Here is an 11,601-nt window from a genome sequence, read left to right as displayed (position 1 = left end):
GCTCCTACACCTCCAGCAGGAAGGTTACCGGCCCGTCATTGACCAGATGCACCTGCATATTGGCGCCAAAGCGCCCGGTCGCAACCTGCGGGTGCTGAGCGCGCGCCAGCTCGACCAACCCGTCGAACAGCGCCGCCCCCTGCGCCGGTGACGCGGCACTGGAGAAGCTGGGGCGCATGCCGCTTTTGGTATCCGCCGCGAGGGTGAACTGCGAGACCAGCAGCAGGCCGCCGCCAACATCCTTGAGCGAAAGGTTCATCTTGCCCGCTTCGTCACTGAACACCCGGTAGTTGAGCAGCTTGTGCAGAGCGCGCGTCAGGCTGGCCTGATCGTCCTGTGGCTCGATGCCGACCAGCGCCAGCAGGCCCTGGTCGATGCTGCCCACCACCTCCTCTTCGACTTCAACCCTGGCAGCACTGACGCGCTGGATCAGCAGCTTCATGCATCCTCCGGCGGCAGGTCGAGCAGGCGTCTGGCCATTTGTTCGGCGGCGCGCACCAGGGCATCGGTGATGCCCGGTTCGGCCGCCGAGTGGCCGGCATCGCGGATGATCTGCAGCTCGCTGTTGGGCCAGGCCTGGTGCAGCGCCCAGGCATTGTCCAGGGGGCAGATCACGTCGTAACGGCCATGCACGATGATGCCCGGCAGATGGGCAATCTTAGGCATATCGCGGAGCAACTGGTCGGGTTCGAGGAAGGCGTCGTTGACGAAGTAGTGACACTCGATCCGGGCGATGGACAGCGCCCGGTGCGCCTCGCTGAAACGGTCGACCACCTGCGGGTTGGGGCGTAGGGTGGCCGTGCGGCCTTCCCAGGTCGACCAGGCCTTGGCCGCGTGCATCTGGGCAATCTGGTCGGCGCCGGTCAGGCGCTTGTAGAAAGCCTGCATCAGGTCGCCGCGCTCCTCCGCCGGAATGGGCGCCACATAGTCCTCCCAGTAATCGGGAAACAGGCGGCTGGCGCCCTCCTGGTAGAACCAGTGAAACTCCTGCGGCCGGCACAGAAAGATGCCACGCAGGATCAAGCCAAGTACGCGCTGCGGGTGCGCCTGGGCGTAGGCCAGCGCCAGGGTCGAACCCCAGGAGCCGCCGAACAGCACGAAGCGGTCTATCCCCAGGTGCTCGCGGATGCGCTCGATATCGGCGATCAGCGCCTGGGTGGTGTTGTTCTCCAGGCTGGCGTGTGGCGTGGAGCGACCACAACCGCGCTGGTCGAAGGTGACGATGCGGTAGAGATTGGGGTCGAAATAACGCCGGCTGGCGGCATCGCAACCAGCGCCCGGGCCACCATGGATGAACAGCACCGGCAACCCGTCCGCCGAGCCGCTCTCGTCGACGTAGAGCACATGGGGCGGCTCGACCGCCAACTCGTGGCGGGCATAGGGTTTGATCTCCGGATACAAAGTCTGCATGGTTAGGCTCCTGGCAGGTGGGCGGCGACAACCGTATTGCACTCTGCCAGGCATCATAACCATGAAAAGGACGTTCAGCATGTCAGCCAGACTTCTACTCGCCCCTCTGCTGCTTTTCTGCACATTTTTGCTTGTCGCCTGCGGCGCCAAGGACGACCCACAGGCCGCCCTGGAAGCAGCCGTTCAACAGCTCCAGGACAACCTCGAAGCCAAGCGCAACGGGGCGGTGCTGGAGCAGTTGCACCCTGACTTCAAGGCCCAGCAGGAACTCGATCGCGACTGGGCCAAACGCACCATGACCTTGCTCTTCCTGCGCCACAAGAACGTCAAGGTGATCGCCCTGGGCAAGAATAGCTGGATCGACCCGGCCATCAGCAACAAGGGCTACACCGAAGCGCAGGTCGGCCTGACCGGTGCGGAAGGTTTGATCCCCGACAGCGCGCGGCACTACTCGGTGAAGCTGGAGTGGTGGCTCGATGACGGCGAATGGAAGCTCGCGCGCCTGAATTGGCAGTGACCACCTAGCCCGGATGCAATCCGCAGATCGTTCCCGGATTGCATCCGGGCTACCCAGCTCTCAATCGGCCTTGCGCCAGATCAGCTCGGAGGTGTCGTAGCCCTGCTCGCGGGACACGCTGAGCAGTTTGTCGCGAGTCGCCTGATCCACTTCGGGGGTGCGTGACAGCAACCACAGGTACTTGCGCTCAGGGTGGCCGACCAGCGCCACGCGGTAGTCATCGTCGTGGTACAGCACCCAGTAGTCACCCTTGATCGGCAGAATCTTGCTGACCCAGTTGTCGAAACGCACCCAGAGCTTGTCGGTACGGCCCGGAACCTGCGGCTCGGCCGTGCCCTTGGCCTCGATCCACTCGCCGTCCGCGTCGCGGCAGCGGTTGGTGACATCGATGCGGCCATCCTCGCGCAGGTCGTAGTGGGCCTCGGATTGCACGCAATTGCGCTGGAAGAACATTGGCAGTCGCGCCAGCTCGTACCAGGTGCCCTGGTAGCGCTGCAGGTCGACCTGCACGGTTTCGGGTGGCTCGACGGCCGCCGGGCCGGTGCCGGAATTGGCGCAGCCGACGAGGGCCAGCATGGCGCCGGCAATGAGGATGGAACGCATGAGATCTCCTGTTACTTGAGCCCCTTGCCGGAGAACATCATCACCTTGTCTCCGGCGTACTGGACGCTGATATAGGCCTTGTCGTCGCCCCAAGTGCAACTGGTCATCCCCAGTGCGCCTGCGCATTCTTCCGGTGCGCCGAGCAGGTGCTCCACCTCGGCCTTGCTCATGCCGGCCTCGAGCTTGGCGTAGTTTTCCTGGTTGACCTTGTTGCAGGCAGCGAGCAGACAGCAGGTAAGCAAGACGAAAGCGCGCTTGGACATGGGTGAAACTCCTGATGGGAAGATGCCAGCAAGCTTGGCATAGCCTGCGGCGACTTGCCCGCTTGGAGTTAGAAACTCGAACCGGGTTCCCGCAGGAAGGCCAGTTCCGCGTCCGTGGAAGCGCGACCGAGGATGACGTTGCGATGGGGGAAGCGGGTAAAGCGCTCGATCACGCGCAGATGGCGTTCGGCATAATCGAGAAAATCCGCGAAGGTGGCCCGCTCCGCTCCCTCGGCCTGCTCCAGCAGCGCGCGAAACAGCGCCACCGCGCGCTGCTGCAGATGCAGGTCTTCGGCATGCTCGAACACCAGATAGGCGAACACCCGCTGGATCGGTGCCAGCTCGCCATCCCAGCCTCGCGCCAGCCCGGCCTCCAGCAAGGGACGAGCCAGGGCGTCGCCGGCAAAGGCCCGCGGCGTGTCGCGAAAGATCATACGCGGAAGCTGGTCGAGCAGGATCAACTGCGCCAGCCAGCCCTGCGGATTCTCGTCCCAGCCGTGCAGCTCACCGGCCAGTGCCTGCTCGACCCAGGCGCCAAAGCGCTCGCTGGCCTCACGATCCTGGCTGTCGCGCTTGCCGAACCACAGGCCTCGGCGCGCTGCCGCCACCTCGCTGGCCGGGGCATCAGCAGCACCGAACCACCAGTCGAGCAGCGGCTGCCAAGCGTTCATTAGCTGCGATGGTAGGCAGTGATGCGCAGCACTTCTTCCTTGGAGCCGAGGAAAACCGGCACCCGCTGGTGCAGGGAAGTGGGCTGAATATCGAGGATGCGCTGGCTGCCATCGGTGGCGGCACCACCGGCCTGTTCGATGATCATCGACATCGGGTTGGCCTCGTACATCAGGCGCAGCTTGCCCGGTTTGTCCGGCTCACGGGCATCCCACGGGTACATGAAGATGCCGCCACGGGTGAGGATACGGTGCACGTCAGCCACCATCGAGGCGATCCAGCGCATGTTGTAGTTGCGCCCCAGCGGGCCGGTTTCGCCGGCCAGCAGTTCGGAGACGTAACGCTGCACTGGCGCTTCCCAGTGGCGCTGGTTGGACATGTTGATGGCGAATTCCTTGGTGGATTCCGGCACCTTGATGTTGTCGTGGGTGAGCACGAAGCTGCCCAACTCGCGATCCAGGGTAAAGCCTTTGACACCATTACCCAGGGTCAGCATCAGCATGGTCTGCGGGCCGTAGATGGCATAACCGGCACAGACCTGCTCGGTGCCCGGCTGCAGGAAGGCTTCTTCGCCCAGGTCGCCGCTTTCGCCTTGCAGGTTATCCGGGCAGCGCAGCACGGAGAAGATGGTACCCACCGAGACGTTGACGTCGATGTTGCTGGAGCCGTCCAGCGGGTCAAACACCAGCAGGTAGGCACCTTTCGGATACTTGCCGGGAATCTGGTAGGCGTTGTCCATTTCCTCGGAGGCCATGCCGGCCAGGTGGCCGCCCCACTCGTTGGCTTCGAGGAGGATCTCGTTGGAGATCACGTCGAGCTTCTTCTGCACCTCACCCTGCACGTTCTCGCTGTCCAGGCTGCCCAGTACGCCGCCGAGGGCCCCCTTGGAAACCTGGTGGCTGATCGCCTTGCAGGCCCGCGCCACGACTTCGATAAGGAAACGCAGGTCGGCCGGGGTGTTGTGGCTGCGAGTCTGCTCGATCAGGTAGCGGCTGAGGGTGACACGGGACATGGATGGCTCCGGAAAGGGAAAAAACCCGCGCAGTTTAACCCGAGTCGCCGGGCAATGCTGCCTGCTGGGATGGATGGTGGGATTCGCTGCTCGACAACTGGCAGCAGACCCGGTTGCGCCCGCTGCGCTTGGCCTCGTACAAGGCCGCATCGGCCACCTGCAACAGCTCGTCCAGACGCTGCCCCTGCAATGGCCAGTGCGCCAGGCCGGCAGACAAGGTGACACGCTGATCGCCGCCCCGGGTGGGCAGCGCTCGGCTGGCTAGCTGCGCGCAGAGCGCCTGCAGACGCGAGCGGGCCTCGCTGCTATCGACCCCAGGCATGATCAGCAGGAACTCCTCGCCGCCAATGCGAAAGACCGCGTCGGTGCTGCGCAGGTTCTCCAGCAGATGCTGGGCGACAGCCTTGAGTACGTCGTCACCAACCAGGTGACCACATTCGTCATTGAGCCGCTTGAAGTGATCGAGGTCGATCAGCGCCAGGGCCAGGGGCAGGTTCTCGCGCTGCACCCGGGCGTGTTCACGGTCGAAGAACTCGTCCAGGTAGCGGCGGTTGTAGAGGCCGGTCAGGGGGTCGCACAGCGCCTGCTCGCGCAGTTGTTCGTGCAGCAGCGAGATGGTGCGCAGGCGTTCCTCGCTCAGCGCCAGTGCCTCGGCCAGCTTGAGCTTGGCCAGGTGGCGCTGGGTCACATCGCGCACGTAGAGCATGCGCCCCAGCAGCACGGGGCCATGGCGGGTGATGCGCTCGATGCCGCGCACCCGCACTTCGTAATAGCGCGCGGCGCTGGTCAAGGTCAGCATCTGCTCGCCGGCCTCGTTGCCCTGCGCTTGCAGCAGATGATGCAGGTCACTGCCGAACACGGGCCAGTCGGCCAGAGACCGGCCCTGCCAACCCTGTGTCAGGCTAGCCAGTTTCAGCGCGGCCGGGTTGGCCTCGATTACCCGCCCGCGCGGGTCGATCACCAGCACCGGGTCGATCAGCGCCTCCAGCAGCAGATGGCGTGCCACCGGCAATAGATCGAACAGGCGCGCACCGACGATCAGCCAGGCGAAGGCGACCAGGGTGAAGGCGAAGCAGAACGAGGTGGGGTCGATGCCGAAGACCGTCCAGCCGAACACCACGTAGGCGATATTGGCCGCCCAAGGCGCGGCGGTGACCAGCACGAAGCCCAGATAATGACGGCGATGCAGGCCCTTGCTGAGTAGCGCCGCGCGCACCACCACGCCCATGCAGAAGGCCATCAGCAGGTAGACGTAGGCGGCGGTGGCATAGAACAGCGGGCCGTGCACGTAGCGCACCGGCGCGCCTGGCGTATCGTCGATGGGGGCGCTGTCGGCGAGGTAGAACAGGCCATGCCAGGGGTTGCTCAATGCCGCGCCCCATACCAGCAGCGGCACCAGGCTCAGCGCCAGCATGCCCAGGCGCGGCATCGGCCGGCGCACGCTGTTGACGTACTGCCAGAGGAACACCGCCCAGAAGGTGGGCGTGAAGAGAATCCCCAGCCAGGCAACAGAGGCCCAGAACATCTTGCAATCGGCGGCCATCATGCTCAGTTCCAGCGATGCGCAGGCCATCCACCAGAGGCTGGAAAGGTGCAGCAGGATGAAACTGTCGCGCCCAGGAAAATCGCGCTGGCGACTCATCCAGTGCGCCAGCAGGATGACGCCGAAGCACACCAGCGAGGTGACCAGAACGGGGGGTGAAGGCGACCAGCCCGAGGTCATGCAGGCGTACATCAGCGCACCTCTGCGAAATGGCAGCGGCCAGCGGTGCGAGCGACGGTGCGAATCAACGTGGACAAGCTGGCTTTCCAGACCGAAGGATAAGGGGCGCGATGCCCGGAACGGGTTCCCGGATCAGCGCCTGTAGCGACGACCTGCAAGCATGATCGCGAACGCCGCCTAAGATACTGCAAAAGCGCCGGCCAGGCAGGTGCTGTTTGCCATCGACAGCTCAGCTATCGGGCGCACGCCTGAGCAGACTGAAGGCCATGCCCGCCAGCAGAGCGACCCCTGCCAGGAGCAGACCCCAAAGCCCCCAGCGGCGCAGGTCGCCCGCGTGGCCATCGGCCTGGCTGGTCGCCTCCGATACGGCTGCTTGGCTGTCGTCGGCCTCGGCCGTGCCCAGCGTCGCCAGGCGCTCGGGGCGGTAACCCGGAATAAGCGTGGTCAGCGGCAGGGCGGCCGAGCTGGCCCCGGCGTTACCCACAGCCAGGGTAAACGGCGGCTCGCCACGGGCCAGGAACACCAACTCGCTGGCGCGCAGGGCAATCTGCAACCTTGGTGGCTGCTGGCCCAGCCCACCGCCACGGGCATCCACCTGCAAGCGCAACTGGCTGACCGGCCAGCCTGGCAATGCCAGCTCGTCCTGGCGTAGCTCACGGGCACCATCGCTCAAGCGATAGAACAGCCCGGTGGCCAGGGGCTGCCAGCCCGCCTGCTCACTGGCACGCCCCTCGAAACGCACTGGCGCCAGGGTATTGGGGGCATCCAGGGTCATTCGCAAGCGCTCCAATGGCATGGCCTGGGGCAATTGCCACTGGTACTGATCCTTGCCCAGGGCCCGTGCCGGCAGCACCGGTGACCATGACAATGGCGCAGCCTGATTGGCCTGCTGGCGGCTGCGCAGGGTCACCACGTCCAGCGTGGGCGCCTGCCGCGGGCTCTGCCAGAGCATACGCAGATAGCGGGCGCGTTGCCCCGGCAGCTCGACCTGGCGCTGGTCGATGCGCTCGCCGGCAAAGCTCAGCCGTGCCACCTGCCCTTCCCCCCAACTGCGCCAGTGCTGCAGATCATCGCTGGCCTCGATGCTGAAGCGCTGAAAACCTTCTTCGGCACCACTCCAGCTCAAACTCAAGCGTACCAAGGGCGCCTCGATGCTGCTGGCGTCGAGCAGCCAGCCACGCAGTTGCCGCTCGGCCGCTGTCGGTGCCTGATCGCTCAGCTCGATCAATGTACCGTCGCTGCTGCGCTGCACCCGTAACCGCGGCGCGACGCCGGGCTCATCCTCGGCATACAGGGGGAACCAGCGCACGCCATGTTCCTGCAATCGCTCCTGCGTGTGCGCCTGCCCAGGCAGCAAGGCGTAGGCCTGCGCCTGCCCCTGGCCATCGAACACGCGTACATCGCGTAGGTCGGCATGGCGGGCGGCGAAATAAACGCTGATAGGTAATTGCAGCCGATACCAGGGGCCTTCACCGCTCAGGCTCAACGGCAGCCTCTGCCGATAATCCTCCTGACGCTCCTGGGCCTGTCCTGCGCCGGTCATGGCCAGCAGGGTCAACAGGGCGATGACGACTCTCACGATAGCGACTCCTCGTTCCGGGTGGTTTGCTCATGACCACGTGGCGGCAGCGGCGCGAAATAGCCCACCACCAGCAGCAGTACGCCAACACCGATGAACGACACGATGCGCTCCAGGCCACCGCGATTGCCCAGCTCGACGAAGAACAGCTTGGCCACCACCAGGGCGATCAGCGCTGCACCGACCAGCCACATCTCGCGGCGTGCACGCAGGTGGCCGAAGAGCATCAGCGCCAGGGCGATCAGCGTCCAGACGATGGACAACCCGGCCTGCACCAGCATCGAGTCGAACAGTGCGGAACGCTGCCAGGGCACGCCGCCCCAATGGTGGGCGGTACGCATCACCATCACCGTAAGCAGGGCGAACAGCGACGCCCCGGCCACGACCTGCACCGCCTGCAGCGCGCGACTCGGCTGCAGACCAAAATGTGGCAGGGCGAAGCGGCCCCAGGCCAGCAGCGCACCAAGGCACAGTAACAGGCCGAGTTCCAGTGGATTGAACAGCGGCAGGTAAGGCAGCGGATCGCTGTCACCGGCGCTGTTGGCATTGGCCAGCCAGAACCAGGCGAGCATCAGCGCCGCCGGCGGTGCCGCCGCCCACAGCCGGTATTCACGCTCGAAGCTGGCCACCGGCCAAGGTAGCCGGCGGGCCTGCGCCATCGTCCACAGATAGGCGGTCGGCAGCAGCGCCCAACCCAACCAGCGCCAGGCGTTGTAGTGTTCGGCCAGGCTCAGCAGCAGATAGCGCAGCTCCAGCGCCAGCACGCCAATCAGCAACCAGCAGCCAAGCACATGGGCGACACTGGCCGCGGTGCTCGGCAGCACATCAGTGAGTCGCTTCAATACCAGCAGGTGCACGGCCAGCACGGCAGCCCAACCCAGCCAGCCAAGGTTCGCCAGCGGGTGGTAGTACAGATGCCAGGCATAGGCCAGAATCGCCCCTGCCACGGGCGCCAGCAGGCTGCACAGCACTGCCAGCTCGCGCCAGCGGCTGCGCAGGGCCAGCAGCATCCAGATCAGAGCCGACACTGCCGCCAGCAGTAGCAACGCGCTGGCCTGCAGCTCCGGCGCCACGAAGCGCAGCACTTCGCTGCTCACAGCCAACGCCCACCAACTGGCGCCCCAAGCCAACAGCAACTGGCCCAGGCGCTGCAGGCTGACGCCATCGATCCCCGTCTCGCGCCCGCTGCGCGCCAGGCGGTGCAGGCGCCAGGCGCCAATCTGCGCGGCCAGACCAAGCACCGCGGGCGTCCAGAAGCCGGTATGCGCCAACGGCGACAGCCCCTCGCCACTGATACCCGCCAGCAGTAATGGCCCGGCCGTAAGGAAGGCCAGCCCGGCGAAAACCTGCAGCACCAGGCTGAACAGGAAAGCCGCACGCTGCTGCAGGTAAAGCGCCAGCCAGAGAATCAGCAGGCCCGTACCGCCCCACACGGCGGCAGCCGCCACCCAGGGCAGCACGAACAACACCGCCAGGTTGATGAACACCAGGCCCACCAGCATCACCATCGACAAGGCGCCGAGCAGGCGGCGATTCTGGCGAATCTGCGGATCACGCGCCGCCAGCAGCATGCCGGCGATCAGCGCCAGGCCAACCATCGACGCCGCCAGCAGGCCGAACCAGCCGGCGCTGAAACCACCACGGCCGAACAGCGAATCCAGCGCCATCTGGCCGAGAAACAGCAGCCCGCCCAGGAGCTGGATGGCGAAGGCGCAATAGACGAAGCTCGGCGCGGCCAGGCGCAACCCGACGAACAGTGTCGCCAACCCGGCCAGCGCCCAGGCAATCGTGGTACCGGGCGCCTGGAACAGCAGCGGAGCGATCAGATAGAGAAACGCCAACCCGACCAGCCCCAGCCAGGGCAGCAATCGGTTTTCCCAGGCGCTGGCGAACTGCGGCGCCTGACGCAGTTGCCAGTAGCTGAACAGCAAGGCCATACCGAGCATCAGTGCGCCCAGCGGCGAGCCGTCGAACAGGCTGTCGTAGCCGAAATCCAGACCAACCATGAAAGCCAGCGCCGCCCCCACCTGCAGCAACAGGGCGAACGCACGCGCCAGCGGCCGCCCCTGGCGCAGGCCAAGCCAGAAGATGCCGGCGCCTTCCACGGCCCAGGCGGCACTGGTCCAGCGCGCATCGAGGCCGAGCGGGATGGCCAGGCTGGCGAATACCACGCCGAGTGCCAGGCAGGTTTCCACCAGCAACAGCGCGCGTTCGCCTGCGCGTGCCTTGAGCACTCGCGCCAGCAGCAGATAGAACAACCCGAGACCCAGAGCACTGAAGGCAGCGGCGAACTCGACATGCCGCACCAACGCGACCTGCAGGCCGAAGCCCACCAGCGGTGGGCCGAACAGCGTGGTGGCATCGACGTAATCACCCCGTCGCACAGACCAGCGCAGCAACTCGTCACGCGCCTCGGGTGCATCCGCCGCGTCGCGCAGGGTGCGGCGGGCGAACAGCAGGCCGATGGCCACGTACATCAGCAAGAACAACAGCAGGAACGGCTCGGTGCTCCACAGCAGCTCCGGCGTGTAGGAGCGCAGCCCCCAGGCAAAGCCGATGCCGAAGGTACCGACGAAACCGATCAGGTTGAGCAAGCGCCAGGCCTTGAACCAGGCGATGGCAAAGATGCCGGCGTTGAGCAGGGCGAAGTAGGAAAACAGCGCGACATGGTTGCCGCTGCCGGTGGAGGTGAGGATCGGCGCGGCGAAACCGCCCAACGCCGCCGCAGCGGCCAGGCCGAGGGCATTCTGCTGCACGGCGAGAATGGCCGAGAACGCCGTCACAGCCACCAGCAGGCCGAGGGCCATGCCGGGATCGAGCAACGGATGCAGACGCATGGCGGCGAATACCGTCAGGTACAGCACGGCAATGCCGGTACCCTGCAGCACCAGGGCATAACCGCGGTTGCGCAGACGCAGCCACCAGCCCAGACCGAGCAACGCCAGGGCACTGGCGGCAACGCCCATATAGCGGAGCTCCACCGGCACTTCGACCCCTTCGGTGGCGTAACGCAGGAGGAAGGCCAGGCCGAGAAACAGCAGCACCACGCCGACCCGCAGCACGGTGTTGCCACCCAGCAGCCAGGCCTTGGCCGCCGCGATACCGCGCTCGATAAGATTCGGTTCTCGTGGCACTTGCTCGCGCCAGGGGCTCTGTTGTGGGGCGGGCTGGGGCTGATGTGCAACCTGGGCAGCCAGCGGTTCCGGCTCATCGGCAGGCGCTGGGGTCTCGACTTCCGGCAACGGCTCCAGCGTCCAATCCAACTCCGGCACGGGCTCTTCGGTAACGACGGGTTCGGACTGCGATTCGGCGGCCAGATCGACGGCGGGCTCGGCAGGCGCAGCAACCGGTTCGGGTTCAGGCTCACGGCGCTCGCCCTGCTCCACCTTGAGCAGGCGCTCGTGAATGGCCTGGGTGCCGCGCTCGAAGCGCTCGGCGAAGCCCTTGAGCTGCGCGGCCAGTTGCGCGTTCTGAGCTTCCAGCCCTTGCAGGCGTAGCGCCTGGCCCAGAACGAGGCCGAGCAAACCGCCGAGCAGCGCGCCGGTGATCGATTCACCGGCACCCGCCCCGAGCACCAAACCGACCAGCATGAAGATCCATTGCATGCGTTATGTCCCTACCCTGAGAAAGAGGTCGCCTCGCGTTCCTAGCAGGCCGAGACGGGCACCCAGTATAGGAGTCGCACCGACCAACACCCAGAGAGACGACTGCCAAGCCGTTCACAGGCACAACGCAAAGTGGTCAACCGCCAGCCGGTGCTTCACAAACGCCAAACGCCCGCTATCATCGCCGCCCCGTGACAGCAGCGGCACAGACCGCACCATA

General features: G+C 65.7%; 10 protein-coding genes. 1 reads left to right on the top strand and 9 read right to left on the bottom strand.

The window, feature by feature from the left end; all coding sequences use genetic code 11:
- Nucleotides 1–4: 4 nt before the first annotated feature.
- Nucleotides 5–442, bottom strand: coding sequence for a D-aminoacyl-tRNA deacylase (gene dtd / locus PVE35_RS02125; RefSeq protein ID WP_277373623.1), 438 nt, complete (start codon nt 440–442; stop codon nt 5–7).
- A complete protein-coding gene (gene pip, locus PVE35_RS02120) occupies nt 439–1,410 on the bottom strand; it encodes a prolyl aminopeptidase (protein WP_277373622.1) in 972 nt (323 codons plus the stop codon). The genes dtd and pip overlap by 4 nt, the downstream gene beginning before the upstream one ends.
- 79 nt (nt 1,411–1,489) lie before the next feature.
- Between pip and PVE35_RS02115 the strand changes: the two genes are divergently transcribed.
- Nucleotides 1,490–1,927 carry a hypothetical protein gene (locus PVE35_RS02115; protein ID WP_277373621.1) on the top strand — a complete coding sequence of 146 codons (438 nt, stop codon included), beginning with the start codon at nt 1,490–1,492 and terminating at the stop codon, nt 1,925–1,927.
- A 60-nt stretch (nt 1,928–1,987) separates the two neighbouring features.
- Here PVE35_RS02115 and PVE35_RS02110 read toward each other — a convergent pair whose 3' ends face one another.
- The 7 genes from PVE35_RS02110 to PVE35_RS02080 all read right to left on the bottom strand — a co-directional run bounded on the left by PVE35_RS02110 (nt 1,988) and on the right by PVE35_RS02080 (nt 11,381).
- The gene (locus PVE35_RS02110) at nt 1,988–2,530 is read right to left on the bottom strand and encodes a lipocalin family protein (RefSeq protein WP_277373620.1); all 543 of its coding nucleotides are present in this window, start codon (nt 2,528–2,530) and stop codon (nt 1,988–1,990) included.
- A gap of 11 nt (nt 2,531–2,541) precedes the next feature.
- Nucleotides 2,542–2,793: an outer membrane protein assembly factor BamE gene (gene bamE, locus PVE35_RS02105; protein WP_277373619.1), complete on the bottom strand. Its 252-nt coding sequence runs from the start codon at nt 2,791–2,793 to the stop codon at nt 2,542–2,544.
- Nucleotides 2,794–2,861: 68 nt separating this feature from the next.
- Complete coding sequence (locus tag PVE35_RS02100; RefSeq protein WP_277373618.1) at nt 2,862–3,464, bottom strand: DUF924 family protein; 603 nt, start codon at nt 3,462–3,464, stop codon at nt 2,862–2,864.
- Nucleotides 3,464–4,474: a class 1 fructose-bisphosphatase gene (locus PVE35_RS02095; protein ID WP_268180869.1), complete on the bottom strand. Its 1,011-nt coding sequence runs from the start codon at nt 4,472–4,474 to the stop codon at nt 3,464–3,466. Before PVE35_RS02095 ends, PVE35_RS02100 begins: the two co-directional genes overlap by 1 nt.
- Nucleotides 4,475–4,508: 34 nt before the next feature.
- Entirely contained in the window at nt 4,509–6,209 is a 1,701-nt protein-coding gene (locus tag PVE35_RS02090; protein ID WP_268180868.1) for a histidine kinase N-terminal 7TM domain-containing protein, read from the bottom strand.
- A gap of 217 nt (nt 6,210–6,426) precedes the next feature.
- Nucleotides 6,427–7,776 carry a DUF3999 domain-containing protein gene (locus PVE35_RS02085; protein ID WP_277373617.1) on the bottom strand — a complete coding sequence of 450 codons (1,350 nt, stop codon included), beginning with the start codon at nt 7,774–7,776 and terminating at the stop codon, nt 6,427–6,429.
- Entirely contained in the window at nt 7,773–11,381 is a 3,609-nt protein-coding gene (locus tag PVE35_RS02080; protein ID WP_277373616.1) for a DUF2339 domain-containing protein, read from the bottom strand. Before PVE35_RS02080 ends, PVE35_RS02085 begins: the two co-directional genes overlap by 4 nt.
- Between the last annotated feature and the right edge of the window lie 220 nt (nt 11,382–11,601).

Source organism: Pseudomonas sp. AA-38 (assembly GCF_029457475.1).
Classification (GTDB): Bacteria; Pseudomonadota; Gammaproteobacteria; order Pseudomonadales; family Pseudomonadaceae; genus Aquipseudomonas.
The sequence above is the reverse complement of the archived record's forward strand: the minus strand, read 5'-3'. Positions and strand labels throughout refer to the sequence as shown.

What these genes read in the sequence shown, in the direction of transcription:
- dtd (WP_277373623.1), bottom strand. Translation starts at nt 442, where the DNA reads ATGAAGCTGCTGATCCAGCGCGTCAGTGCTGCCAGGGTTGAAGTCGAA.
- pip (WP_277373622.1), bottom strand. Translation starts at nt 1,410, where the DNA reads ATGCAGACTTTGTATCCGGAGATCAAACCCTATGCCCGCCACGAGTTG.
- PVE35_RS02095 (WP_268180869.1), bottom strand. Translation starts at nt 4,474, where the DNA reads ATGTCCCGTGTCACCCTCAGCCGCTACCTGATCGAGCAGACTCGCAGC.
- PVE35_RS02090 (WP_268180868.1), bottom strand. Translation starts at nt 6,209, where the DNA reads ATGTACGCCTGCATGACCTCGGGCTGGTCGCCTTCACCCCCCGTTCTG.
- PVE35_RS02115 (WP_277373621.1), top strand. Translation starts at nt 1,490, where the DNA reads ATGTCAGCCAGACTTCTACTCGCCCCTCTGCTGCTTTTCTGCACATTT.
- PVE35_RS02080 (WP_277373616.1), bottom strand. Translation starts at nt 11,381, where the DNA reads ATGCAATGGATCTTCATGCTGGTCGGTTTGGTGCTCGGGGCGGGTGCC.
- bamE (WP_277373619.1), bottom strand. Translation starts at nt 2,793, where the DNA reads ATGTCCAAGCGCGCTTTCGTCTTGCTTACCTGCTGTCTGCTCGCTGCC.
- PVE35_RS02100 (WP_277373618.1), bottom strand. Translation starts at nt 3,464, where the DNA reads ATGAACGCTTGGCAGCCGCTGCTCGACTGGTGGTTCGGTGCTGCTGAT.
- PVE35_RS02110 (WP_277373620.1), bottom strand. Translation starts at nt 2,530, where the DNA reads ATGCGTTCCATCCTCATTGCCGGCGCCATGCTGGCCCTCGTCGGCTGC.